Origin of the sequence: Nostoc sp., assembly GCF_036917395.1 — a bacterium.
Classification (GTDB): domain Bacteria; phylum Cyanobacteriota; class Cyanobacteriia; order Cyanobacteriales; family Nostocaceae; genus Nostoc.
This window is the reverse complement of sequence record NZ_JBALDI010000073.1, coordinates 1-26,071: the sequence shown is the minus strand read 5'-3', so window position 1 is coordinate 26,071 and position 26,071 is coordinate 1. Positions and strand designations below refer to the sequence as shown.

19 protein-coding genes and 2 pseudogenes are annotated in these 26,071 nt (G+C 40.9%); 16 read left to right on the top strand and 5 right to left on the bottom strand.

What is annotated here, in order from left to right:
• Positions 1 to 18: 18 nt before the first annotated feature.
• The gene (locus V7K46_RS24625; protein WP_335117804.1) at positions 19 to 1,059 is read right to left on the bottom strand and encodes an SGNH/GDSL hydrolase family protein; all 1,041 of its coding nucleotides are present in this window, start codon (positions 1,057 to 1,059) and stop codon (positions 19 to 21) included.
• Between the two features lie 509 nt (positions 1,060 to 1,568).
• Here V7K46_RS24625 and V7K46_RS24620 point away from each other — a divergent pair.
• The 5 genes from V7K46_RS24620 to V7K46_RS24600 all read left to right on the top strand — a co-directional run bounded on the left by V7K46_RS24620 (position 1,569) and on the right by V7K46_RS24600 (position 6,407).
• Positions 1,569 to 3,047, top strand: a complete 1,479-nt coding sequence (locus V7K46_RS24620; RefSeq protein WP_335117802.1) for an amidase — start codon at positions 1,569 to 1,571, stop codon at positions 3,045 to 3,047.
• 292 nt (positions 3,048 to 3,339) lie between these two features.
• A complete protein-coding gene (locus V7K46_RS24615; RefSeq protein ID WP_335117800.1) occupies positions 3,340 to 3,633 on the top strand; it encodes a microviridin/marinostatin family tricyclic proteinase inhibitor in 294 nt (97 codons plus the stop codon).
• A 172-nt stretch (positions 3,634 to 3,805) separates the two neighbouring features.
• Positions 3,806 to 4,810, top strand: a complete 1,005-nt coding sequence (locus V7K46_RS24610) for an MvdC family ATP-grasp ribosomal peptide maturase (RefSeq protein ID WP_335117798.1) — start codon at positions 3,806 to 3,808, stop codon at positions 4,808 to 4,810.
• Between the two features lie 64 nt (positions 4,811 to 4,874).
• On the top strand, positions 4,875 to 5,840 hold the full coding sequence (locus tag V7K46_RS24605) for an MvdD family ATP-grasp ribosomal peptide maturase (RefSeq protein ID WP_335117796.1): 966 nt from the start codon (positions 4,875 to 4,877) through the stop codon (positions 5,838 to 5,840).
• Between the two features lie 276 nt (positions 5,841 to 6,116).
• Positions 6,117 to 6,407, top strand: coding sequence for a hypothetical protein (locus V7K46_RS24600; RefSeq protein WP_335117794.1), 291 nt, complete (start codon positions 6,117 to 6,119; stop codon positions 6,405 to 6,407).
• 18 nt (positions 6,408 to 6,425) lie between these two features.
• Here V7K46_RS24600 and V7K46_RS24595 read toward each other — a convergent pair whose 3' ends face one another.
• Complete coding sequence (locus tag V7K46_RS24595; RefSeq protein ID WP_335117792.1) at positions 6,426 to 6,566, bottom strand: hypothetical protein; 141 nt, start codon at positions 6,564 to 6,566, stop codon at positions 6,426 to 6,428.
• A gap of 5 nt (positions 6,567 to 6,571) precedes the next feature.
• Between V7K46_RS24595 and V7K46_RS24590 the strand changes: the two are divergent.
• The 4 genes and pseudogenes from V7K46_RS24590 to V7K46_RS24575 all read left to right on the top strand — a co-directional run.
• Positions 6,572 to 6,967: pseudogene (locus V7K46_RS24590) on the top strand (biliverdin-producing heme oxygenase); the annotation flags it as partial.
• An 86-nt stretch (positions 6,968 to 7,053) separates the two neighbouring features.
• The gene (gene hemN, locus V7K46_RS24585; protein ID WP_335117790.1) at positions 7,054 to 8,436 is read left to right on the top strand and encodes an oxygen-independent coproporphyrinogen III oxidase; all 1,383 of its coding nucleotides are present in this window, start codon (positions 7,054 to 7,056) and stop codon (positions 8,434 to 8,436) included.
• An 876-nt stretch (positions 8,437 to 9,312) separates the two neighbouring features.
• Positions 9,313 to 9,588, top strand: a complete 276-nt coding sequence (locus V7K46_RS24580; protein WP_335117788.1) for a GlsB/YeaQ/YmgE family stress response membrane protein — start codon at positions 9,313 to 9,315, stop codon at positions 9,586 to 9,588.
• Positions 9,589 to 9,765: 177 nt separating this feature from the next.
• Positions 9,766 to 10,458: a manganese catalase family protein gene (locus V7K46_RS24575; RefSeq protein WP_335117786.1), complete on the top strand. Its 693-nt coding sequence runs from the start codon at positions 9,766 to 9,768 to the stop codon at positions 10,456 to 10,458.
• A gap of 907 nt (positions 10,459 to 11,365) precedes the next feature.
• Here V7K46_RS24575 and psaK read toward each other — a convergent pair.
• A complete protein-coding gene (gene psaK / locus V7K46_RS24570) occupies positions 11,366 to 11,626 on the bottom strand; it encodes a photosystem I reaction center subunit PsaK (protein WP_298920297.1) in 261 nt (86 codons plus the stop codon).
• Positions 11,627 to 12,552: 926 nt separating this feature from the next.
• Here psaK and V7K46_RS24565 point away from each other — a divergent pair.
• The 6 genes and pseudogenes from V7K46_RS24565 to cls all read left to right on the top strand — a co-directional run.
• Positions 12,553 to 13,788 (top strand): annotated as a pseudogene (locus V7K46_RS24565) (glycosyltransferase family 4 protein); the annotation flags it as partial.
• 777 nt (positions 13,789 to 14,565) lie between these two features.
• Positions 14,566 to 16,305, top strand: a complete 1,740-nt coding sequence (locus tag V7K46_RS24560; RefSeq protein WP_335117782.1) for an Rqc2 family fibronectin-binding protein — start codon at positions 14,566 to 14,568, stop codon at positions 16,303 to 16,305.
• Positions 16,306 to 17,390: 1,085 nt separating this feature from the next.
• Positions 17,391 to 18,995 carry a DEAD/DEAH box helicase family protein gene (locus tag V7K46_RS24555; RefSeq protein WP_335117780.1) on the top strand — a complete coding sequence of 535 codons (1,605 nt, stop codon included), beginning with the start codon at positions 17,391 to 17,393 and terminating at the stop codon, positions 18,993 to 18,995.
• Complete coding sequence (locus V7K46_RS24550) at positions 18,925 to 20,139, top strand: DUF790 family protein (protein WP_335117778.1); 1,215 nt, start codon at positions 18,925 to 18,927, stop codon at positions 20,137 to 20,139. The genes V7K46_RS24555 and V7K46_RS24550 overlap by 71 nt, the downstream gene beginning before the upstream one ends.
• Positions 20,140 to 20,154: 15 nt before the next feature.
• Complete coding sequence (locus tag V7K46_RS24545; RefSeq protein ID WP_335117776.1) at positions 20,155 to 21,000, top strand: endonuclease/exonuclease/phosphatase family protein; 846 nt, start codon at positions 20,155 to 20,157, stop codon at positions 20,998 to 21,000.
• Between the two features lies 1 nt (position 21,001).
• Positions 21,002 to 22,444 carry a cardiolipin synthase gene (gene cls, locus V7K46_RS24540; protein WP_335117774.1) on the top strand — a complete coding sequence of 481 codons (1,443 nt, stop codon included), beginning with the start codon at positions 21,002 to 21,004 and terminating at the stop codon, positions 22,442 to 22,444.
• Positions 22,445 to 22,777: 333 nt separating this feature from the next.
• Here cls and V7K46_RS24535 read toward each other — a convergent pair whose 3' ends face one another.
• Both V7K46_RS24535 and V7K46_RS24530 read right to left on the bottom strand, forming a co-directional pair.
• Positions 22,778 to 23,470, bottom strand: a complete 693-nt coding sequence (locus tag V7K46_RS24535) for a PD-(D/E)XK nuclease family protein (protein ID WP_335117772.1) — start codon at positions 23,468 to 23,470, stop codon at positions 22,778 to 22,780.
• 602 nt (positions 23,471 to 24,072) lie between these two features.
• Complete coding sequence (locus V7K46_RS24530; RefSeq protein WP_335117769.1) at positions 24,073 to 24,252, bottom strand: hypothetical protein; 180 nt, start codon at positions 24,250 to 24,252, stop codon at positions 24,073 to 24,075.
• Between the two features lie 169 nt (positions 24,253 to 24,421).
• Here V7K46_RS24530 and V7K46_RS24525 point away from each other — a divergent pair, with 169 nt between their 5' ends.
• Entirely contained in the window at positions 24,422 to 26,038 is a 1,617-nt protein-coding gene (locus tag V7K46_RS24525) for an NB-ARC domain-containing protein (RefSeq protein ID WP_335117767.1), read from the top strand.
• The last annotated feature ends 33 nt before the right edge of the window (positions 26,039 to 26,071 follow it).

Here is a 26,071-nt window from a genome sequence, read left to right as displayed (position 1 = left end):
TTTTGGAGTTGGGAAAAATTAATTATTGATGGTGGCTGGGCCAGATAATATTCTCTTACGTCTGGTAACTGTGCCGATCACACCCAAAGTAAAGAGCAAACTGAGAACATTGGATGGTTCAGGTACTGCTTTTACTTGTTGAGATACCACAAACTTTGTCATGTCCTCACCGATAATTTCATGTATACGACGAGTTGGATGATATTCATCCCAGAAATAGTATTGATCGGGCGTTGAACACGCAGGCTTAATCTCAGTAAAAGTAGGTTGGCAAGGATCATTCACATTGATCAAACCATAGTCTCCTGGTTTGGAGCGAATCAAGTTACTAATGCCAGTATAATCGTACTCAGCAATTTCAACGCCTAACTGCTGACTAAAAGCATTTAATCGGGAGCGAAGAAGCGTATTAAATGAATCCCTAAACTCAGTTGCTTGATCAACTTTATTTTCATCTACTATCGCAGGCACTATAGCAGGATTTAAAGAATTCACTACCAAAAATTGCTTTGCACCTAGTGCAGCTAGTTTAGACACGTCTTCTTCAATATTGCTTACACCTTGGGCGGAAAGTTGTGTAATTGTACCAGGCTGATTAAAGTCATTATACTGAAAGTAGTCATTTGCTGAGGCGAAGATAATATATAGAGCATTCTTATCGGCAGTTTGTCCCTGAAGTCCTGCCTTGTATTGGTCGATTTGACCGAATACGCCAGTATTTTGGTATGGATCTAGCCAAGTGTAATAATTTCCATTTCCACTCTTAGCACCACCCACCGCGTAATCTGTCAGGTTTAGTTGGAGGTTTCTAGCTAACACTTCAACTGCTGTTGATCCATTAGTCCAGCGTCCCCCTACATCATACAATCCTAAAGCTGGATCGGCAGGTAAAAGAGTTGAATCGGGCACACCTGCATTAACGGCATTGGTTGAAATTTGCAATGCTGCTCCGTTATCTGAATAGCTATCGCCAAAGACATAAATTTGAGAAATTGATCCAAATGAAGCTGCATCTACCTTGGGAGCTTTTACCGTAATACCAACTAAAAAACTCCACAACTAACTGTAACAGCAAGCGTTTTAAAAGCAACTTGTCTAAACATGATCGGAAATTTCTTCAAAAAGGGGTATTATTTGTAAGCGCAAATTGAGAAACAAATTTTGTCTAGCGTAAACTTACCATAAACCCAGTGCTTCTTATGTATAGTTTTAATAAAGCTCGCTGTGAGAACTATTCAAACGATTTTTGGTAGAAACAGGTTTCTGCGTAAAATTCAGTGTGTGTACTTGATTTCTCAGCCTAACAACCAGTAGTTATGAATTCTATACGAGTAGGAATTCATGTAGGAAAAGTAGGGAGTTTTTTTAAGGTTTCAGGAACGATTAATTGTGCTGTAGAATTATTAAGCATTTAGTAATATTAGTAAAAATATAATAAACAGGGAAAAATTAGTCTATAAAGTGCCATAGCCTCCCTCTGTGCCTTGCCTTATTCACCTTGGTGGTTGCTACGGGAAACAAAGGCTTTATCGCAATCAAAGACTGGATTAATGAGGTGAAATCGACCTATGAGTGACTTAGTTTTCCTACCCGCTCATCAACTTGCTCAGATGATTCGCGATCGCCAAGTCTCTGCTGTTGAAGTGTTCGATGCTTACCTGGCGCAGATTTCTAAACATAACTCAAAGCTGAATGCAATTTGCACGTTAGACGAAGACAATGCTCGTGCTACAGCAAAGCTTGCTGATGAAGCCCTAGCTAGAGGTGAACACTGGGGCGCTCTGCACGGTGTCCCTGTAACCATCAAAGATATTTTTGAAACAGTAGGACTCCGTACCACAGCAGGTTATATTCCTCTCAAAGACTACATTCCTCAACAGGATGCCACCGTTGTAGCAAGGCTGCGGGCAGCAGGAGCCGTTATCCTTGGAAAAACGAACATGGCCGAACTGGCTGGTGATTTTCAAAGTACAAATTCTCTGTTTCCTCGGGTAAATAATCCCTGGAATCTTGACTACACAGCAGGTGGGAGTTCTGGAGGCAGTGCTGCTGCTGTTGCAGCCGGGCTTTCACCATTAGATATAGGCAACGATATTGCGGGTTCCGTGCGCCAGCCTGCAACTTTCTGTGGTGTGTATGGTTTAAAGCCAACAGATCGCCGTATTTCCACCGCAGGAAGTATCCCTGAAGTACCGGGAATGCCGCTATGTTTGCGACAAATGTTGACTATTGGCTGTTTTGGGCGATCGCTCGAAGATATTCGCCTTTGTTTCTCGCTGATCGCTGGTGCGGATCTGCGTCGCCCAGATGTGCCACCGATTCCCCTTGATACCCCATCAGGCAAGTCTTTGCAGGAGCTTAAAATTGCTTGGATTGATGAATGGGTGGAGGTTCCTGTTGCTGCACAAATTCGAGGCGCAGTACAGACAGCCGTGCAAAAACTTGCTCAAGCAGGTACTCATATTGAACGCTGGCTTCCCAAAGACTTTGATCTATCGACAGTGTGGAACCTCCACGGGAGGATGGAAGCATACATCAACAACTACGCCCAACCCAAGGATGGCTATAATCTGCGACGCAGTTTAGAGTTACTCTTTCGCACCGCAACTCAAGGTGACAAAAAACTGCGAAACTTGGGAAATTTCAGCAGCTTTCTCCCAGAACTTTTGAATCCCAGCTTAAGAGGATATTTCGAGACACTCACCGAGCGCGATCGCTTCATTGCCCAAATCGATGAAGCCTTAGAAGCATGGGATGTATGGCTTACTCCTGTGACAGCAACCCCTGCATTTACTCATCGTCCGGCTTGGAGCGCCATTGATATTGAGGGCAAATCCTATCCTCATGCGGTGGCAAACGGAGCTTACACCATACCATTTAATCTTAGTGGTCATCCGGCGGTGGTGATTCCCATAGGGCAAACTCACAATGGCTTACCGATTGGAATGCAGATTGTGGGAAAGCGATGGCGCGAGATGGAGTTGTTGGCGATCGCTCAACAACTTGACAAAGTGGTTGGTGATTTCCGCCATCCATTGGGTTATTGAATATTTGCACAGGAGAATCAAATGATTTTACTCACAGCCCATTCGTGAGAGGTTAAGGTAATTGCACTAATGTCTGCGAGAGTGCAGTCCAAGGGGATAAATCCAGCTTAGAGGCTAGCGATGGCTTGGCTTTGATCACTCTTAAATCTTAATTCTCTTTTGCAGCGAAGTACTTAATAGGGTCAAAATGTTACAAATAATTTCACATGAAATTAATGCTTAATAGATGGAACACTATGTAATATCATTGATAACAGTGTAAATTTATATTACTTAAACTGAGGAAAAAATTATGTCTGAAAATAAACCAGAAGAACTAAATTCACAAGCAGTACCCTTCTTTGCCCGATTTTTAGAAGGGCAAAACTTTGAAGACCTATCTGATCAAGAATCAGAAGGGATTGGCGGCGGACGTTGTGGTGTAACCAATAAGCATAAAAAAGATGAATTGAGGGAAACTCGGAAGTACCCATCCGATCAAGAAGATGTAGTAACGAAAAAGGCTCCCTCTGATAGTGATGAACAGGTTTTTACTACTTTGAAGTCCCCTTCAGACAGCGACGAGCATGGAGGGGCAATACAATAACTGCATACTTTTGAGTACACCAGAGATGTGGTTTTGAACAATATTCTTAGAATAAAAAGACTGTTAGTGCCAACTCCATCTAGGGGTTGGCTTCCCATTAAAATTAAGTTTACTTTTTTAATGCTTTATTTTTTTAATAGTTGACAATACAAGAACTCAATGAAGATATTTTATGCACGTTGACCGTGATGTAGTTTTATTAATCACCCATAGTGGTGATTACTTTACAATAGATAGAGTTGCAGAAGCTGTATCAAAACGAGGCGCACAGCCATTTCGCCTTAATACTGATAAGTTTCCGATGACAGTACAAATCGAGGCGAATTTAAGTAACTCTGGCAGTAATCATAAACTGGAATATGGCGATCGCTCCCTGAACACCGAGCAAGTACAAGCTGTATGGATGCGGCGGATCTGGCAACCTGATTTAGGTAAAGAATTGGCTCCACAATTCCAAGCAGCCTGCTCTAGTGAATCACTCGCAGTCTTAGATGGCTTTTGGGACAGTCTGAGGGGAGCTACCTGGGTGGATGATTTACAACGAATCAGTGCAGCTGAAAACAAGTTACGCCAACTGAGAATTGCATCAGAAGTTGGTCTTGTCATACCTCGGACTATCGTCACCAACAATCCTCAACAAACACGAGAGTTTTTTGGGGAAGTAAAAGGAAAAATGGTTGCCAAGCTACTCAGACCTCTTTCTTACGGGATGCAAGCCTCTTCTTTTTTCATGTATACTAGCGCCGTTAAAGAAGAAGACTTACTTGATGCTGAAACACTGCGCTATTGTCCAGTTGTGTTTCAAGAACAAATCCCCAAACAGCTAGAACTACGTGCAGTGTATGTGAATGGTAATCTCTTCGTCGGCGCACTGGATGCGTCTGAATATGCAGCATCCACCCAAGATTGGCGACGTGGGACAAAAGAAGTTCTTACCTGGCAACCATATCAATTACCTGATAAACTAATCCGTTGCCTGGATGCTTTTATGGCAAGGTTTGGACTGATTTTCGGAGCATTTGACTTCATCAAAACGCCATCAGGGGAATACGTTTTTTTAGAAATTAATCCTACAGGAGAGTGGGGGATGCTGGAAAAAGATTTGGAATACCCAATTGCAGATGCGATCGCAGATGCACTACTTTCAACAAGTCCTAAATATAATACCCTTACTTAAAAATTAAAAACCAACTTGTAGCCCCTATATTTATCTGTACCGTACTTCATTATTCATCCTTTAAATGACTGTTTTAATCATTACTCACAGCCAAGACAACGAAAGTATTCCTCTAGTTATTCAGGCAATTGAAGCCCAAGGAGGGAAAGCATTTCGTTTTGACACAGACCGATTTCCCACAGAAATCACCTTAGATGTTTACTATGCTGGAAGTGAACGAGTTACTCTGCTCGTAGATGACCAAACATTAGATTTGAGTGAAGTGTCAGCAGTTTGGTATCGCCGTATTGCAATTGGGTCAAGAATTCCTGACTCGATGGACAAGCAACTCAGACAAGCCTCACTGAAAGAATCTCGCGTCACCATTGAGGGAATGATTGCCAGTATTAAGGGTTTCCATCTCGACCCTCTGCCAAATATTCGCCGAGCCGAAAATAAGCAACTGCAATTACAAATAGCACGAGAGGTAGGTTTAGATACGCCACGCACTCTAACTACAAACAATTCAGTGGCAGTGAAGCAATTTGCCCAAGAGTGTAAGCAGGGAATGATTACAAAGATGCTCTCTTCCTTTGCCATTTACGATGAACAAGGACGAGAAAAAGTTGTGTTTACAAATCCAATTTCATCTGAGGATCTGGACAACCTCGATGGATTACGTTTCTGCCCAATGACATTTCAAGAAAAAATCCCCAAGGCATTAGAATTGCGGACAATTATTGTCGGTAAGCGTGTGCTGACAGCTGCGGTTGATTCTCAAGCTTTGGATCAGGCGCGTTACGATTGGCGCAAACAGGGAATTGCGTTACTCGATGCTTGGGAGTCATACACTCTGCCTGAAGATGTCGAAGAGAAACTGCTCAAACTCATGGCAGAATTTCGTTTGAACTACGGAGCTATTGATATTATTTTGACTCCTGATGGTCGTCATGTATTTCTTGAGGTTAACCCAGTTGGCGAGTTTTTCTGGTTAGAACGCTGTCCTGGCTTACCGATTTCTCAGGCGATCGCACAGGTTCTACAGAATTAAAGCTAAAAACTTTTCTTGCAAGAGCCTCAAATATAATTGCACAAGTTTCCTACTAAGGGGAGAGTAGATATGTGGAAAGATGAAATTCTTGAAGAGATTTATAGATAGGACTTACGCAAAAAACCTCTCAAACTCTCATTCCTCTGTGTACTCTGTGTCTCTGTGGTTCGTTCTTTCATGACCCGTGCGTAAGTCCTGATAGAATACGAGAAGAACATGCAAAGGCTTTCAACTACGACTTACAAGCAATTTGTGATGATTTGAGACAAAAGTAAGGTGCAAGTAATCGGCAGATCATTTCACAGCCACTCAAACAACCCAGTCGCCGAAATAACAAATGCGAACGCCGAAATAACAAATGAGTTCGCCGAAATAACAAATGCGAACGCCGAAATAACAAATGCGAACGCCGAAATAACAAATGCGAACGCCGAAATAGCAAATGCGAACGCCGAAATAACAAATGAGTTCGCCGAAATAGCAAATGCGAACGCCGAAATAACAAATGCGAACGCCGAAATAACAAATGCGAACGCCGAAATAGCAAATGCGAACGCTCCTATCTAGTTTCTCACCCGAATGGCACTAAGATAAGTCCAAAGTCTTGTTTTGCCCTCGTTCCCAGCCTCCAGGCTGGGAAACTATTTTGGGAGGCTCCGCCTCCTCTTTCTTGACCAGATCAATCACATCACCGCGATCGCTAATTCCTGTGCGGACAAAAAGCACATTGTGGGGATAATTGGAGAGAGCAAATTACACCCTCACCTGCTGCTCAGAGCTACATTGACTGCATTCGGGAAATTTCTACTAGTGAACGCAGCCTTATTGCTAGGTCATGCCTACACTCGCTACATGGGCGATCTCTCAGGGGTCAAATGCTACAAAAAGTTGCTCAGTCAGCCCTAAAGCTTTCTGGCTATGAAGGCACGTCCTTTTACAATTTTGAGCAAATTCCTGACAAAAAGGCATTTAAGGATAAGTATCGTCAGGCATTAAATGCATTATCCATTGATGATATAACAGCAGAACGGATTGTTGCAGAAGCTAATAATGCCTTTCGGTTCAATTTACAGATGGCTCAGGAGTTAGAGGGAAGTTTAATCAAAGCACGAAATAGCTGCGGCTAGGAGACGCGATTAATCGCGTCTGTCAGTAATTATTTTTGCCTCTCTCATCCCCCTTTCCCCTCACACATTTATTGGAAAGCAACTCAATGGTTTTTGTATTACCTAATGTAAAATTTGATCTGGATCTGATCCAAAAGTACGACACTCGCGCCCCCAGATACACCAGTTACCCGCCCGCTACAGAGTTAAGCGAAACATTCACTGAAACTGATTTTAAAGCCGCGATCGCAGCCTCGAATCAACGTCAAACCCCTCTTTCTTTATATTTCCACATCCCCTTTTGCCAAAGTGCTTGCTATTTCTGTGGCTGTAACACAGTAATTTCCAACAACAAAAATATTGCCAAACCTTACCTAGAGTCTTTAATTCAAGACATCAAAAACACCTCAGCTTTAATCGATCCAGACAGAAAAGTGCTGCAAATCCACTGGGGAGGCGGTACTCCTAATTACTTGGATCGTTACCAAGTAGAATATTTATGGAAAAACATCAATCGCTATTTCAACATCGATCCACAAGCAGAAATCTCAATTGAGATTAATCCCCGCTATATCGATAGAAACTACATTTTATTTCTCAGACAGATTGGGTTTAACCGCATTAGTTTTGGCATTCAGGATTTTAATCGCCAAGTTCAAGTAGCTGTTAATCGTGTCCAGCCAGAAGAAATGCTTTTTGATGTCATGAGTTGGGTCAAAGAAGCTAAGTTTGAAAGTGTGAATGTAGACCTTATTTATGGTTTACCCTATCAAACCCGTGAGACATTTCGGGAGACGGTGAAAAAGACTATTGAGTTAGACCCTGACCGAATTGTTGTGTTTAACTTTGCCTATGTACCGTGGCTAAAACCAACGCAAAAAAATATCCCTCAAGAGGCGCTACCCCCAGCAGAAGAAAAGTTAGAGATTCTGAAAATGACCATTGAAGAATTAACGAATAACCAATATCTATTTATTGGGATGGATCATTTTGCTAAAACTAATGATGAATTAGCGATCGCTCAACGGAATGGTACTCTCAAGCGGAACTTCCAGGGCTACACTACCCATGCTGAAACAGAACTGTTTGGTTTTGGTGCTACATCCATCAGTATGCTAGAAGATGCTTATGCTCAAAACCACAAGGAATTAAAGGATTATTATCAAACACTTGCAGCGGGTGCTTTACCTGTTAGTAAAGGTATCAAACTTACTCAAAATGATATTATCAGACGGGATGTAATCATGGGGATTATGTCTCACTTTCAGCTTCATAAGCAAGATATTGAAAACAAATATCATATCAATTTTGATGAATATTTCTCTGATGAACTAGAGGCGTTAAAACCATTAGAAGCCGATAGCCTGGTCAGTTTATCAAAAAATCATATCCATATTACAGATATCGGTAGATTACTAGTCAGAAATATTGCCGTAATATTTGATACTCACACAAGAACGCGAGAGACAAAATTCTCCCGTGCCATTTGAGATAACTTCTGCAAATTTTGGCTACATATTATCTCCTCAATCTACCTTCAAAATAAAGGTTGAGGGAATATGATATAGCAATCCTATTTGATTTCGTTCAAATTTGCGCTGTCCAGATCCCCGACTTCGTAAAAGTTGTCAGGGATCTAACTTTTCACGAATGATTTAGGATTGCTATATATTCAATATTTACAAGAATTAGTGTGAGCAATTTTTGTGTAATTTCATACAATAAATTTTTGATGAAATCTCAATACAGTTCATTTAAGGATAATTTAGGTTGGGTTTCGTTCCTCAAATGCCGCTTGCAAGGCTCGTCGGGAAACCGCTTGGTTGCTGTGGCTCCCCAGGCTCTAACCCAAGCGTATTGGGCTAAATCTGGCTTTTCATAAAAGCTCTTGCTAATTTTCGCAAAACATTAGTGATTAAGAAAATTACTCTTTGCTCAGTTTATAAAGTTGTTAAATAAAAGTTGTAGAAAAAGCCTAGTTGATTATTATATGCAATAACATATAATTAATAATGAATTATCACAGAAAATATATATTTTATTTGTAAGTAAATATTTTTGATGCATCCCCAAAAAGTTAGATAAAATGTTTCTCTCTTAAGAGAGATATAAAATAAGATAAATTAATTTGTTAATATTATCTATGTTTAGGAGTCAATCAGGACTAAGATTATATTTTGAATAATTCATGACTTAATCTAGAAAAAACTTTTATTTAGCATTTTAATGGTATAAGGCAGATTTATATCCAATCTGGATGTAAAATTTTTTGTCTAACTTTTGGATTTAGCATTTATCCCATGTGGTAGAAAGAATTGTGAATAAAAGTTGATAAGTTATATATAAGTGAAATGGTTGAGGCAGTTATGAGTATTATTGCTTGGGTAGTTTTAGGACTTTTGGCAGGTGCGATTGCTAAGGCTACTTATCCTGATTATCAAGGTGGTGGAATTGTCTCCACAATGGTTTTGGGTATCATTGGTGCTTTCGTCGGTGGAAGTCTATTTACCTTGATACAAGCAGGAACTCTGCAAAATACTGCGGCTGTTGCTTTAACTCTTCCTGGTATTTTAGTGGCTGTGCTCGGCGCAATTGTTGCTATTTATCTATGGGGATTAATCAGAAGAAGCAGCAATGCTTAACTGTTTATCGGTAGTTATCAACCATTAAACGAATACTGTGTTTTTTCAGTCTTCTAGCTAACAGCTTTAGAAACATATAAAGTCTCCAATTAGCTAGAAAAAACTTGAAAAATCCTCGCAGATAAAAAATTCAGTCGATCCATCCTGTAAGAACACTATTTTCGGAAGAATAACAGCATGTTTTTTCACAAAAAAGACCCGATCCATACAGTAAAGATTAGCGAACCAAATCCTCGTTATGCTCAATTACTTCTAGAGCAGTTTGGTGGAGCTACTGGAGAACTTAGCGCAGCCCTGCAATATTGGGTTCAATCATTCCATGTTGAAAATGCTGGAATTAGAGATATGCTCCAAGATATCGCGCTCGAGGAATTCGGCCATTTAGAAATGGTTGGTAAACTCATCGAAGCTCATACCAAAGATGTGGATCAAACAGAGGCTTTTAAGAGCACTCTATTTGCAGTTCGAGGAGTGGGACCTCATTTTCTAGATAGCCAGGGTAATACTTGGACTGCTAGTTACTTAAATGAAGGCGGAGATGTAGTGCGTGATTTGAGAGCTAACATTGCAGCAGAAGCTGGTGCTCGTCAGACTTACGAAGCATTGATCAAGTTGGCAACCGACCAAGGAACCCAAGAGACTTTAGTCCATCTGTTAACACGAGAAATTTCTCATACTCAGATGTTTATGAAAGCTCTAGATTCACTGGGTAAGTTGACAGAACCATTCTTTGGTAATGTTAAGCCAGATGAAACTGTTGCTCTTTACTACAACTTATCTACAAACGGTAATGGTAAAGATGAGCGTGGCCCTTGGAATTCTGAGCCAACATTCAAATACGTTGCTGATCCGCTACAAAGTCACTCTTAATTGCATAGGCTGTAGTTAGAGTATAGGTTGATTTGAGGCACAAATGTTTTTGACAGATTGTTGAAAATTCTCAATCATCCAGTGGGCAAATAGCCAACTTTATTTTGCAATTATTGCATTGTTTGCCCACACCAAAGATTTTTTAGGTAGAATTTAGCTATATTCAACCTATAGCAATCTTAAATCATTTTTGGACCCTTAGATTCCCGGCTTCTTTAAGAAGTCGGGAATCTAAACTGAGCAGTATTTGCTGATATTAATTTTGGTACAATATATACTGTGCATACATATATCTGCGCCATAAACAATAGACTATCTAACACTCAATTGAGAATGGCTAAAGATATTAAGCCACACTAAAGAAGTCAGAGCGATCGCCCTTCAATATCTACATTAACATTTCTGACTTCAGAAATTAATTCAACTTAAAATCAAAACCTTCCAGGACGATAAATTCACAGTCAACGTCGAAGCCTGCGATATCTCTCAGGTAAAATTTGAGAGCAGCACTGAATTAACTCAAGCACTACAACAAGCCCCCATGAAGGTGCTAAAGTGGACATTTGTTAAAAGTTAGAGTCAAGGGGGAAGAGGTTTGGAAGTGGGGTTTTTAGTATACTTTACGATTTTTCAAATATCTTCTCAAAGGGATAGCAATAGTTGGTTAATATCTGGAATAGCAAGCACTCTCAGAAAGCTCTACAGGATAATAAGTTTCATCCAGCTAAAAAAATCTGTTACTTGCTTTTATTATTGATCCCTACAATAGAGCCATATCTTATGATTGCACTCACTATTTAAGACATTAAAACTCAGTATTCAATAAATAAAGAGCCAGAGAACTAACTTTCTGGCTCAAAGCTGGAGACAAAAGAATCATCAAATAAAGGCTAACTTAGGTAAAAACCTAAATTCTTCCCAGGTTATGCAGCCCTAAGACAGCGCCCACTCCTAAAATATGACCAAAGGCGGTACTTGCTAAAAGGGCTGGTAAACCAAAATTACCCAGGAAATTGACTGAGGGTAGTTTTGGTTCTGCGTTGGGATACTTGATGGTAGATTTGCCAATGACAATGGCAATGATATTGGCAATAATGATAATCAGTCCAACTGTCGGACTCCATTGCAGAGGTGTAGTTGCAGCAGCGAGTAAGGTTGAAGTAAACACCTGATTTGCTCCTGAAATTTATTAATGATTGAAAATATAATCTGAAACTTTCCGAAGCAAATTCCAGAAAGCACCCAATTTTGCATCAATATTTAACAGTTATTCTTACTACTTAATACAATGTGAGTTCAACGGGGTGAGTTGACTGTGGTAACTGGTTTGAACTTCAATGTGAGAAGTAGGCATTTTTTAGTTTTAAATTATACCGGATTATCAAATGCTAAGAAGAATTAATTACGGGTAAAAAACAACACTATTAAGTCTTAGTAATTTATTTGGCGATCGCAACAATATCTATAAAAAATAATGTTTTTTGAACACGTATAATACTAAGTGTACTTAATTGTGTGGTCAATCTTTTAGCTGGGCTGGTTGCTTACACCTACTAGTACAGTTTGCCGTAAGTCCAGCTACCATTTCAATTAACTAGACAAGTTGTTCTGAGCAACTAGTTAAAGGTAGGCAAACTTCTGCCACAGTCTATTAAAAAAATAAACCTTCTTTAAATATTGACCTAAAAGGTTTAGCTACTCTGCCTGTGACTGCTTTTTACAGCGGATTGCAAGTTAGTAAGCTACGTGCTTTGGTCTACAAGCCTGATAAAAAACCTTTTTAAATCCTGACTCCAACTGTAACTTCGTCGAACTCACGTCAATGCATCTCATCTATGGAATTTTATCTACACAAGAAAAAAATATAATTTTCATCTATCAAAAGTATTAGATATAACTATAGTAATTTCATCTATAGAAATTAAATACAAATATTTGCCCTAAGAGTATACTTCTGGCAGAAGATGTAAAAAAATATTAGACATAGTAAATTAAAATCAATATTAATCAAAGTTCCTAAACAATTTAGGAAAGTGTGCTATACACGGACTTGGAATAGCCGAAAACTTTGTTAAAATCAGCACCACACAAACTATGAACTCTACCACCGAAAAACGTATTGCCTTGATTTCCGTCCACGGAGACCCGGCGATTGAAATAGGGAAAGAAGAAGCTGGGGGACAAAATGTTTATGTGCGCCACGTGGGTGAAGCACTAGCGCAGCTAGGATGGCAAGTTGATATGTTTACCCGCAAAGTGAGTTTGGAGCAAGACTCAATTGTTGAACATAGCGACAATTGTCGAACTATTCGTTTAAAAGCTGGCCCCCTTGAGTTTGTGCCACGAGATGAGCTTTTTGATTTTCTGCCAGAATTTATAGAAAATTTCCTTAAATTCCAAGTAAAAAATGACACTATATACCAGTTAGTTCACACTAACTATTGGCACTCTAGTTGGGTGGGGATGGAGTTAAATAAAATCCAAAAAAGTAAACAGGTTCACACCTACCACTCCTTAGGAGCAATCAAATATAACACTATAGAAAATATTCCTCTGATTGCTAGTAAGCGATTAGCAGTGGAAAAACAGGTTTTGGAAATAGCAGATCGAATTGTGGCGACAAGTCCGCAAGAGAAGGAACATATGCGATCGCTAGTTTCCACTAAAGGCAATATTGACATCATTCCCTGCGGTACAGATATTCAGCGGTTTGGTTCGATTGCAAGAGAAGCAGCCAGAGATAAATTGGGTATTGAGAAAGAAGCCAAAGTTGTATTATATGTAGGACGTTTTGACTCACGCAAAGGTATAGAAACCTTGGTACGTGCAGTAAACGAGTCTGGGCTACGGGACTCCAACAATCTCCAGCTAATTATTGGTGGTGGTAGTACTCCAGGTAACAGCGACGGGATTGAGCGCGATCGCATTGAGCAAATCGTCAACGAATTGGGGATGAGCGACTTGACCACTTTTGCCGGTCGTCTCAGTCAAGATATTTTACCAACTTATTACGCAGCTGCCGATGTTTGCGTTGTTGCCAGTCACTACGAACCCTTTGGACTCGTGGCGATCGAAGCGATGGCAAGCGGTACACCAGTTGTCGCTAGTGATGTCGGCGGACTTCAGTTTACTGTGGTTGATGAAGAAACTGGTTTATTGGCACCACCACAAGATGTAGATGCTTTTGCGTCTGCCATTGACCGAATTCTCTTAAATCCAGAATGGCGAGATGAATTAGGTAAAGCTGGTAGAAAGCGCGTCGAAACTCAGTTTAGCTGGGATGGCGTAGCAAATCAACTGAGTGAACTTTACACCCAACTGTTGCAGCCACAACCAGTAGCGTCAATAGCAAAAGAACTAGTGCAGTCAACAGCCGAATTAGTGCAATCAACAGCAAAAGAACTAGTGGAGTCAACAGCCGAATTAGTGCAGTCAACAGTAAAACAGCCAGCTTTGGTTACTAAATAATTCTCTTGTGTAACAGATAATGGTGAGTGGGTAACTCGGAAGTAAGCAATAATTTTCTTTTCCTAGTCTTCAGTCACCATTACTCAATCATTTCTTCTAAATATTTCTCTAGGGTGAGTGATTTGCACTATTGGTTTAATTAGTGGGAATTAATTAGCCTATTTGTTTGTATATAACTTGGTTGACAAATTTGCATTTTTAACTGTTATTAATAGCAATCGTAAATTCACCAAGACTTCCTGCCGAATTAATTGCGTTAGTAACCATAAGTGTATGTCTGTGTAATCTAAACTTATAACTTCAGTTTTAATGTTATAAAAATTACATTTATTGTTATAACACTTACAGAATCCCATCTTGCTTATAAAATTAAAGCAGTGACAATTACAGTACTTTGGGTTTAACTTTGGCAGCGATCGCTTCAGCTAGCAAAACTAGATATTAAAAGTAATTTGTATAAAAAATTACTTTATTGTATAAGTGCAGAAGTCTATTTTATAATAGATTTCTGCGTTTTTTTTATTCGCAGCTATCACCAAACCAAGTAACCGCTATGATAGTTGAGGTCTGCTATGCTTTGACTAAACGAAAATAAAAGCATAGCGATCGCTACCATTTGAATGTTAATAACTAATCGCTTTGCAACCAGTTGACTTTACCACTCTCACAGCTGCTTGTAGCGAAATCCGCGCTAACTGGCTACCATCACGCTTAGAACAGGTTTACCAGCGCGATCGCTACACTATTGCTATGGCATTACGCACTCTCAAACAGCGCGATTGGCTACAGATTTCTTGGCATCCCCAAGCTGCACATATTTGTATTGGCGATCCACCACCACGATCGCCAGATACCTTTACCTTTAGCCAACAACTGATACATCAATTGAGTGGTTTGGCATTGGTGGCTATTGAAGCGATCGCCCCTTGGGAGCGGGTTATTGATTTGCAATTTGCCCGTCGTCCCGGAGAAAGCGCCCTATATCATGTCTATGCAGAAATCATGGGCAAGTATAGTAACGTCATTCTCACCGACGCCAGCAATATAATTATCACCGCAGCCCATCAAGTCAGTCAGCAACAATCTAGTGTCCGTCCCATCCAAACCGGACAACCTTATGAAACACCACCGAAACTGACTGGAACTGTCCCCAGTTTGAGCGAATCCCAACAACGTTGGCAAGAACGGGTAAGTTTAGTGCCAGGAGCAATCAAGCGGCAATTACTAAAAAGTTATAGTGGTTTGAGTGCAGCCCTACTGGAGTTAATGCTATTAGAAGCAAATATTGCACCAGAAACATCCACCGATACTCTCCACCCCGACGATTGGCAACGGCTATTTGAGCGCTGGCAAGAATGGCTGCAAGCCTTGGATTCCAGTAAGTTTCAACCAGCTTGGACAAAAGATGGCTACACCGTAATGGGTTGGGGTGGAGTTGAAAACGTCAAAGATATTCAGGAGTTACTTAACCGCTACTACAGTAACCAGATCAATCAACAGCTATTTTCTCAATTGCGCCATCAGTTGAGTCAGAAATTGAATAATATTCTGACGAAATTACGGAATAAAGCTCAAACCTTTAAGACGCGCTTGCAGCAATCAGATCAAGCCGATGAGTATCGACAAAAAGCTGATTTATTGATGGCTCACCTGCAAAACTGGGAACCGGGGATGAAGGAAATTATCCTTTCTGATTTTGATACAAGTTTGCCAGTAGCGATCGCCCTCCAGCCAGATAAAAATGCTGTCCAAAATGCCCAAAGTCTTTACAAACAGCACCAAAAGCTCAAACGCGCTCGTTCTGCTGTCGAACCGCTACTGTTGTCAGTGCAGACAGAAATTGAGTATTTAGAGCAAGTAGAGGCTGCGATCGCTCAGATAGACACCTACCAAACAGCAGAAGATTTGCGAACTTTAGAAGAAATCCGCGAAGAGTTGATTGGACAAAAGTATCTAGAAGATCCAGAATACCGCAGCCGCAGCGCCAATGAAGTCCCCAGCACCAACTTTCATCGTTACCTTACTCCCAGCGGCTTTGAAGTATTAATTGGTCGTAACAATCGCCAGAATGACCAATTGACCTTTCGTGTAGCTGGAGATTATGACTTATGGTTCCACGCTCAAGAAATTCCAGGGAGCCATGTACTACTACGTCTAGAACCGGGTGCTGTTGCAGAAGAAGCTGATTTGCAATTTGTAGCTAATCTTGCTGCATACTACAGTCGCGCCCGTCAGAGTGATCAAGTGCCAGTAGTTTACACTCAGCTAAAACACGTCTACAAACCCAAAGGAGCAAAACCGGGAATTGCAATTTACAAGCAGGAGAGCATCCTCTGGGGAAAACCACAAATGGTCATCATTGGGCATGGGGCAGAATGAAAAATTACATCTTTCCCCTCTGCTGCCGCTCACCTTCTCCATCTATACCCTACAATTTGCTGAATTATCCTGATAGATAGAGGCTTTTTAGCTTTGCTCATATCTTTTTTTGATGAATATTCAAGAAAAATCTGTGTTGGCTGTTACAATATTGTTAAGAAAAGTTGCCTGTTGCATTTTGGGAACGCGCAATTGGGTTTTAACTCTCTTGAGAAGACAACACAAAAAAACATTTTTCAGACCAGCTGTGGGAGGCTGGTTTTTTTGTATTTAAAGTGCCGATACATTAGTTATGGCACTCAGACCTCTGATGGAACCAAGGCTTGGGATACTTTGATGTCCCTGGTTGCCACGACTCGTAACAATTTTAGATTTTAAATAATAGAAGAAAGAATTGAAAAATTAAAAATTATTTCGGTTCATGCCCCAACGTTGCGTGGGCGGAACAATTCCATTATCCAAAATCCAAAATTCGGCTTGCCCCACACTCAATCTTGCCGGGGTCAATCCCTTCTCCTGTCGGAGACGCTGCGCGAACGGTTGACGCTCCTACGGACGCTCGTTCCGACGCTCCTACGTCGCTAACGCTGCGCTATCGCTACCGCTTCGCTAACGCTACTGCTGCGCTAACAGCAGTGACTCATGGGGGAAACCCCCAAATGCTCTCTACGAGACGCGCATAACGCAGGCTCGCTACCCCTGCGTTATGCGCGGCATCGTCTCCCCTTCTCACATTGGGAGAGGCTAACGCCTGCCGTAGGATGCCCAAAGGGCTGTAGGGAGAAGACCGCGCTGCTTCACCAAAATCCAAAATCGTTCGACTGAGCGTAGCCGTACCACTTCTCTACGAGACGCTCCGCGAACGTGGAAGCAAGCTACGCGTAGCGTTCCGCAGGAAAGTCCAAAATCCAAAATTGGCAGATGCAGTAACTGCTTGCCCCAAATTATTGATTGAGCCGATACCTTTTTGCGTTATTAGTAATCAATAGAGTGGCATTGGGGACTAGGAAATAGGGACTAGGCAGATAAGGAAGAGTTTTTCTAATACCCAATCCCCACCAATACCCAATACCCAATCCCCATAAATGGCTCGTACTCCTACATTAAATTTTGATCGTGGCACATTAATTTTGCATCCACCACCACGTGGCAAAGGTTGGATGGACTATGCTACATGGGATGATAGAGTTCAAAAATTCCGCATTCCAGCGATTAGATACCGATCGCTAGTGGAAGCACTACAAGCGGAAGATGTTAATTTTATTGATGAGGCAAAGAAATTTTATCCTATAGATTTGGTTCCCAGTCTGGAAATGGAACCCTATCCTCACCAGACTGAGGCGTTAGCGGCTTGGAAACTGGCGGGTAGACAAGGGGTCGTTGTGCTTCCCACGGCGGCGGGAAAGACTTATTTGGCGCAAATGGCGATGCAGTCAACGCCACGCACGACGCTGATTGTAGTGCCAACTTTGGATTTAATGCATCAGTGGTATGCACATTTGGTAGCGGCTTTCCCTGATGCTGAGGTGGGATTGCTGGGGGGTGGTTCACGGGATAGAACAGCTATTTTAGTTGCAACTTATGATAGTGCAGCAATTCACGCCGAAACGTTAGGGAATCAATATGGGTTGATTGTTTTTGACGAATGTCATCATTTACCGACAGATTTTAATCGGGTGATTGCTGAATATGCGATCGCACCTTATCGTCTTGGACTTTCTGCTACACCAGAACGCACTGATGGTAAACACGCTGACTTAAATATCCTCATTGGTGAAGAAGTATATCGCAAACGCGCTGAAGATTTGGCGGGGAAGGCGTTAGCAGAACATGAAATTGTCCAAATTAAGGTAAAGTTATCGCAACTTGAGCGGGAAAGATACAACCAATTAATTCAAACGCGCAACGACTTTTTAAAGCAATCTCGGATTTCTTTGGGGAGTCTTCAAGGTTGGCAAATGTTCGTGCAAATGAGTGCTAGATCGCAATCTGGACGGAGAGCTATGTTAGCACACCGGGAAGCGAAAGATATCGCTTTGGGGACTGATGGGAAGTTGCGAATTTTGGTGAATTTATTGGCGGAACATTATCCGGCAAGAATTTTGATTTTCACTGCGGATAATGCGACGGTTTACCGCATTTCTCAAGAGTTGCTAATTCCAGCAATTACTCATCAAACTCCTGTGAAGGAACGGCATGAGATATTAACAAAGTTTCGAGAGGGTAAATATAATACTTTGGTTGCTTCTCATGTGTTGAATGAAGGTGTTGATGTGCCGGCGGCTTCTGTGGCGATTATTTTATCGGGAACTGGTTCGGCTAGGGAGTATACTCAGCGGTTGGGGAGGATTTTACGGAAGGGAAATATTGAGAATAAACAGGCGATTTTATATGAGGTGGTGGCGGAGGATACGAGTGAGGAGGGGACTTCGGCTAGGCGAAGAGGTGTGGAAAGAGAAAACGAACCGCAGAGACGCGGAGGACGCAGAGAGGAGGAGGAGAAGAAAGGGAAGTTACAGGTTGTGTATGGGAGTGGGAAGGAAAGGAGTTTGAAGGCTGCGGAACAGCTAGAAATTAATTATTCAACTGGAAGTTCAAAATCTAAAAACCAAAATTCAGATGTTACCGACAGATTTACTGATGCATCGCCAAAACGGGGAGGAGATTATTCCGAAGAGACTGAAGATTGATCAGAAAACTTCGGAGTTGGCGATTGAGTTAATCAATTATTTTCAATCAGCGGTGGGGAAGACTCAGGGTGTGCTTGAGCGACAGCTGACTGATTTTGAAGGAGATTCTACAGATTATCGGGTAAAGCGGGGATTAGCTTATATTCTCAAAAGTAGTTTTTGCACTTTTGAGGTGATTAGTCCTTTGGAACCACAAATGTTAAGAGAACGGGTATTTTCGTTGGCTTCAAAGTCTGTTTATAGTCGGGAATCAACACAAGTTACTCTTGGGAAAGTTGCTGATGAGTTAACTCAAGAACTTGAACGGGAAGTTTTACTAGAACAGGTTCGGAATGGACTATATGCTGATTTATCTGAAAATAAGATTTTGACTGTTTTTGATGCACCAACAGCGCCAGATTTGTTAAATAGATATAATTTATCTCAGGTGCAGGGTGTGTTTTATAAAGCCAGTCAATTGGTGTTAAATGCTCATCGGAATGTTCCGGGTGAATATAAGCTGTTGTTTCGCTATTTAAAATTGTTTCAATTGATGGCTTATATTGAGGGCGATGCTGACCACGGGTTTACAATTACGATAGATGGGCCGACGAGTTTGTTTAATCCTAGTACGCGATATGGATTAGCGATCGCAAAACTTATTCCCGCTTTACTTCACGTTACCAAATGGAGTCTTTCGTCCATTCTCCAAAGCCGCGACGCCTATACAAATACTTGGAAAACTGGACGTTTCACCCTTAATTCTGAATGTGGTTTGGTATCCCATTATCCACCAGGCAAGCCATACGATAGTATGCTAGAAGCATCCTTTGCTGATAAGTGGGATGCGTTGAAAAGTGGTTGGGCGCTAGAGCGAGAAGTTGATTTGATCCCAATCCCGGGTAGCGTGATGATTCCTGATTTTCGCTTGGTACATTCTGATGGACGCACCTTTTTATTAGAAATTGTTGGTTATTGGCGGCCAGAATATTTACAAAAGAAGTTTTCTCAGGTACGGCGGGCTGAACGTGACGACTTAATTTTGGCAATTTCCGAGCGACTTAATTTAGAAAAAGCGGGAGTAAAATTAAATGATGTTCCCGCGAGAATTGTTTGGTTTAAAGATAAATTATTGCCGAAAGCTGTGTTAGCTGTGATGGATTGATTAAGGATAAATGAGATGCCTAATATTCAAGAACACGTAAACACTCTCGTTACAAAATTTATTCCATATTATAGATTTCTTCGTCTACAAGAACTCACAATTGATAAAAATAATTCTCTTCAAAGAGAAATTAATAGTAACTCAATTAAAGTTCTCAGTTGGAATATTGCTAAACAAAACTATAATAAAATTTGGTTAAAGGATTTTTCAACAATAATTGAAACCTACCAACCCAATCTCATATTTTTACAAGAGTTTTCTCTAAAGTTAGAAGCAGATAAATTAGAAACCTGGCTGAAAATGAATTGGAATTTTGCCCCGAACTTTGTAGATATTCATCACAAAATTTATTCGGGAATTTTCACAGCAGCTACAATCAGTCCAATTACAAAAAAAGTTATAACTACTAAACATTATGAACCAATTGTTAAAACTCCTAAAATTTCTTTAGTTACGGAGTATCTGCTATCTGATAAAAGCACCACTATCCTGACAATAAATAGTCATCTGATCAATTTCGTAGATTTAAATAAATTTAAAATACAATTAAATGAATTAGAGGTAGTGTTATCTACACATCGTGGGCCACTAATATTTTCGGGAGATTTCAATACTTGGAGTCAAAAAAGAGCAGTTATCCTCAATCAAGTAATAACTCAATTGGGATTAACGCCTGTAATTTTCGCACCTCATGAAAAGGAGAAAATTAAACGCTTCCTCTTATCACCCCCTTTAGATCATATCTTTTATCGAAATCTCAGTGTGAAGAAAGCCAGTGCTAAGGTGCTAGACCAAATTTGTTCATCGGATCATAAGCCATTGCTGGCAGAATTTACTTATATCAATCCTCCAAAAAATTAAAATGCTTGTAGATGCTGGTATTCTAGCTATTTTTAGCACAACTACAGTTGTTGTTCATGTGGTAGGAGTTGCACATGCAGCCCATGCAGTGATGAATGTGCGTTCTTCCCAAGGGGCGATCGCCTGGAGCATTTCTCTAATTACCTTTCCCTGGCTAGCTATTCCGTTGTATTGGATTTTAGGAAGAACTAAATTTCATGGATATGCTGAAACACTGCGCTCAGTCTATGCACAACACTACAACCTTATTCAGCCGATTTATAGTGAAATTATTAAATTTCAGGTTGCACCACCAAATAATCTAGCCGAGTTGCAACCATTAGCGGAGGCTTTTACAGAAATTCCTTTCACATCAGGTAATGCTGCCGAATTACTGATTAATGGTCAGCAAACCTTTGAAGCGATGCTGAAAAAGATTGCATCGGCGACAAATTATATTTTGTTCCAATTTTATACTGTTAACGATGACCAAGCTGGTAATGAGTTTAAAGAAGCATTGATTGCTAAAGCTAAGAAAGGAATAAATATCTACTTTCTCTACGATGAAATTGGTTCCAAGAAACTATCTCGCCCTTATATCGAGTCTCTAGAACAGCATGGAATTGCAGTAAGTGCATTTAACACCACAAAAGGACAGGGTAATCGATTCCAATATAATTTTCGCAATCATCGGAAAATTTTGGTGGTGGATGGAGAAATAGCATTTGTAGGTGGACTGAATATTGGTGACGAATATTTAGGAAAGAATCCTCGCTTGAGTCCCTGGCGTGATACCCACATGATGCTCGAAGGCCCAACTGTGCAAAGCCTACAAAACTCTTTTGTGCGAGATTGGTATTGGGCGACTCAAAAACTTCTCGAAGTTAATTGGCAAGTAAAAATTAATCAGGAAACTAATCAAACTGCATTCATTCTTCCTACAGGCCCCGCAGATACGCTACCAGCTTGTAAGCTTTTTTTCGTTGAACTAATTAATCAAGCTCAAACTCATCTCTGGATTGCTAGTCCATATTTTGTACCGGACGAGGCAACTTTGTCAGCTTTAAAACTGGCAGCAATGCGAGGTGTAGATGTGCGAATTCTATTACCAAATCGACCTGATCACTTATTTGTTTATTTATGTTCCTTCTCTTACTACACCGAAATGGAAAAAATCGGTATCAAGTTGTATCGTTACAAAAATGGGTTTATGCACCAGAAAATTATAGTCATTGATGAAAATATAGCTGGGGTAGGAACTGTTAACTTAGATAGTCGCTCTTTTTCCCTCAACTTTGAAGTTATGGCTTTTGTTACCGACCCTCGGTTTGTCCAAAGTGTGAAAAATATGTTAGAGGATGATTTAACTGTCTGTGTTCCTGTTGATCTTGATGAGTACGATAAAAAACCTTTTTCGTTCAAGTTAGCTGTGAGAGTGGCTCGATTGCTGACTCCTTTACTTTAATTACTAATAATTGACTCTACCTTAAAATTGGGAAATTTCCATATCTGCTAAAAACTTCTCTGCAATGCCAATACGCTTGGGTTAAAGATATTTGTAGGTTGGGTTGAACGAAGTCAAACCCAACCTACACTGGTTTTGGTTTTTGGCTTTAACTAAATTTATTTATGGGATTCTTATACCAATTCAATTAATGATTGCAACACATCCTTGGGTGAAGACGCGATTCATCGCGTCTCTACAAATGGTCTATTTGTTGCATTCTTTTTTTAAATTGGTATTAATTTTGACTTTTGACTTCCCCGTTCGCGTAGCGTCCCGTAGGGAAGGGGTTGATTAACCCCAAACACTTTTGCGTTCCCAAAACTGGGCGACTCTTTTTTCCCACTCCTCCCAGTAATCTTTGATGACTGCTGATTCAAACCAAAATACCTCTGCTGGCATTTCTGGAATCGCTACTACCAAGAGAGCGTGCTTTAGCTGAATGCCATAATCTCGATAATATTCGTTAGCTGCTCCTATGTACGCCGTAAGTTGCAGTGGATGTTCATATAAATGCTCAATTGAGCCTTTGGGTTTGTCTGCTGTTTTCCACTCGCAAATACAGGGAATACCTTGATAGCTGGCTATACAATCAACTTTGCCAGAATAGCTCAAATCATGATGAAAAACAGAGCCTTCTACCAGTCTAACTGTGTCGATTTCTTGTAAAACCGGCTTGATACTCTCCCAATAAGGGCGACTCGCTTCGGAACAAACAGGGTTTTGTCCAAGGAGGTAGCGCTCAATTTGTTTGTGTGTTTGGGTTCCCCGACGACTAGCAGATGTAGTAATGCGGGTAGCTTCTTCTGTACCAACACGCGCTTTCCAGTTTGATAATCTGTCTCTGTCTGCTTGTGATTTGGTGGCATTAAGGATTGTAGTAACGCTAGGAAAACGATTTCCGTTGGCATCTACATAATATTGTTTACCATTTTCTCTCTTGGATGTGGCATTAATGCGTGGTAGCAGTTGGGTATCAAATTGCATCTGTTGGTGTGTTGACTTTGAGATTCCCTCAAGAAGGAAAGTGAATAAAATCCCTTTCTATTGTAAGGAATGGGTCTGGGGGTAAGGGTTTGTTACAGTGGAAAATGTAATTTTTATCGGTTATTTCTTCAAATCATCCGCCTCTATCTCCTGTGGTTCCAGCAATTTTTTGCGTAGGTGTAGCCCAACTCAAGCATTGCTTCACGTCAAAGTAGTAAAATTCAAATTCTCAACCTCAACGTTCAAGCTTTTATCTCAGAGTTTCGTGTTCAAAGGTCGAAGTTCCGAGTTAAAAGGTTGGAGTTCCGAGTTAAAAGGTGGAACATCCAAGCTTAAAGGTCAAAATTCCGAGTTCAGAGGTCGAACTTCCGAGTTCAGAGGTCGAACTTCCGAGTTAAAAGGTCAGAGTTCCGAGCTGAAAGGTCAAAATTCCGAGTTCAGAGGTCGAAGTTTCGTGTTCTGAGTTGGAATGATGGTGTTGTAAGGGCAATTACTATAGCGGTTCCCATTCAGATGGGGTACAACATTATATTGCGAGGTGTAGGGGCACGGCAGTGCCGTGCCCCTACAAATGTACCTTACGTAAACGAGAACCGTTATAGTTATTTTTTCAAATCATCTCCCTTTATTTCTGTCTCTTCTAGTTCCAACAATTCCCAAATTAGGAATGCAAGCTCAATTACAATACCTGAACCTGGCATTAAGCAGTCTGCAATTAGGGGAATTACAAATAACAAAACTGCCACTAGTTTTTTGATATTGAACGATTTCGTCGCCTTCATTGGTTTTACCTTTAACGCTGAGGCAACGGTAAATTTGGGGTAGTCGGTGAAAGCAAATGCAGTTGTCTGTTGGCTGTAATGAGTGAATACCCAGAGATTTGAGTTTGGGGATGCTAGATTAAGTTTGGGGATTCCCGAAACTTTGTCCAAATTTGAACAAAAGTGACTGATGACGCGTGATAGCTATGGTGAGGTTGTCGAAGCCCGGGTAAGGCAGCTATTAAAAACGTTGTTGGCTTATGCCAATGATGAGATAGAAAACAGTGAGCGTTTTAAAATTGACTTTAACTGGCAAACATCAAAGCAACTAGTTGTGAGGACACAGCTAAGAGTTTTGGCGGAACTTGCTGGTTTAGAGAAAGAACAAGTTCGAGAAGCGCTAAATGCACTTAAAGATTTTTTGGGTGTTCTGGAAGATTTGCGCGTACATCCACGAGGTTCGGAGGACTGGCACTTTAAGCTGACGCTTTGGCAAAACAAAGATGATAAAGAAGGGAACCTGCGTCAGTTTGGTGAAGAATGGCAACGCCGTAGAGAAAAATTACCAGGTGTACAGCGTACTGAAGCTAGAAAAGCCAAACCCACTCCTACACGCTACGAGAATTTACCCCTGAGTGGAGTGATGAAGTTTGTTGGACGTGAAGATGAACTGCAAAACCTGCATCAGATGTTGCAGGAAAATAATCAGGTAGCCATTGCTGCGATCGCTGGCATGGGTGGACTGGGTAAAACAGAACTGGCCTTACAATATGCAATGGCTCACCGTGAAATTTACAAAGGTGGAATTTGCTGGTTGCTGGCAAAGGCTGGAGATGTGGGTATTCAAATTGTGCAGTTTGCTAGAACGCAGCTTGACTTAAACCCGGCAGAGAATTTAACAGAAGATTCTAACCAAAAATTACTCGCGCAAGTCCAATATTGCTTTCGGCATTGGCGTGAGGGTAATGTGCTGCTAGTGTTGGATGATGTCAGCGATTACGAGCAAGTCAAGCCTTATCTATCATCGCCATCTTCCCGGTTTAAAGTGCTGATGACTACACGTCAGTACTTTGGAGGCATAGCACAATTATCTTTGGATGTGCTGCAACCAGAAGCGGCGCTGGAGTTATTAAAGTCTTTACTAAAAGATACACCAGAGCGAATTGAAAAAGAATTAGCTGTAGCAAATCAATTGTGTGAGTGGCTGGGATATTTGCCTTTGGGTTTGGAATTAGTCGGGCGATATCTAACGCGGAAACGGGATTTGTCTGTAACAGAAATGTTACGGCGATTGAAAGAAAAACGACTAGATGAGCGTTCCCTCTCTAAGCCCAAGTCAGAAGATAACATGACAGCACAACGGGGTGTGTTGGCAGCCTTTGAGTTAAGTTGGCAGGAATTAGAGGATGATGACAAGCAGCTTGGTTGTTTGCTAAGTTTATTTGCCGCCGCACCTATACCTTGGAAGTTGGTGGAACTGTGTGTATCAGAGGAAGATGAGGAAGAAATAGAGGAAATTAGAGATGATAAGTTGTTAAATTTGTATTTACTTCAGCGCAAAGGTGAGGGAATTTACCAACTACATCAGCTGCTAAGGGAGTTTTTCCAATATAAGCTTACAGGTTTAGAACAGGCAGAAGGATTAAAGCGATCGCTTTGCCAGGTAATGGTAGCAGTTGCCCAAGATATTCCTCAATCATCCACTCTTGAGAAAATCACCGCCGTTTCTCCCGCCATACCTCATATAGCCCACCTTCCGCACCCTAACTGTCACACATCAATAAAAAGTCTCTTTAGTAGTACATAGGAACTAAAGTAGAGTGAATAGAAAGAAGGATTA

Bases quoted from the DNA above. Each gene is read 5' to 3' on its own strand.
- V7K46_RS24535 (WP_335117772.1), bottom strand. From the start codon at position 23,470: ATGCAATTTGATACCCAACTGCTACCACGCATTAATGCCACATCCAAG.
- V7K46_RS24530 (WP_335117769.1), bottom strand. From the start codon at position 24,252: ATGAAGGCGACGAAATCGTTCAATATCAAAAAACTAGTGGCAGTTTTG.
- V7K46_RS24545 (WP_335117776.1), top strand. From the start codon at position 20,155: ATGCCTAATATTCAAGAACACGTAAACACTCTCGTTACAAAATTTATT.
- V7K46_RS24550 (WP_335117778.1), top strand. From the start codon at position 18,925: ATGTTACCGACAGATTTACTGATGCATCGCCAAAACGGGGAGGAGATT.
- cls (WP_335117774.1), top strand. From the start codon at position 21,002: ATGCTTGTAGATGCTGGTATTCTAGCTATTTTTAGCACAACTACAGTT.
- V7K46_RS24575 (WP_335117786.1), top strand. From the start codon at position 9,766: ATGTTTTTTCACAAAAAAGACCCGATCCATACAGTAAAGATTAGCGAA.
- hemN (WP_335117790.1), top strand. From the start codon at position 7,054: ATGGTTTTTGTATTACCTAATGTAAAATTTGATCTGGATCTGATCCAA.
- V7K46_RS24580 (WP_335117788.1), top strand. From the start codon at position 9,313: ATGAGTATTATTGCTTGGGTAGTTTTAGGACTTTTGGCAGGTGCGATT.
- V7K46_RS24610 (WP_335117798.1), top strand. From the start codon at position 3,806: ATGCACGTTGACCGTGATGTAGTTTTATTAATCACCCATAGTGGTGAT.
- V7K46_RS24555 (WP_335117780.1), top strand. From the start codon at position 17,391: ATGGCTCGTACTCCTACATTAAATTTTGATCGTGGCACATTAATTTTG.
- V7K46_RS24605 (WP_335117796.1), top strand. From the start codon at position 4,875: ATGACTGTTTTAATCATTACTCACAGCCAAGACAACGAAAGTATTCCT.
- V7K46_RS24615 (WP_335117800.1), top strand. From the start codon at position 3,340: ATGTCTGAAAATAAACCAGAAGAACTAAATTCACAAGCAGTACCCTTC.
- V7K46_RS24620 (WP_335117802.1), top strand. From the start codon at position 1,569: ATGAGTGACTTAGTTTTCCTACCCGCTCATCAACTTGCTCAGATGATT.
- V7K46_RS24525 (WP_335117767.1), top strand. From the start codon at position 24,422: ATGACGCGTGATAGCTATGGTGAGGTTGTCGAAGCCCGGGTAAGGCAG.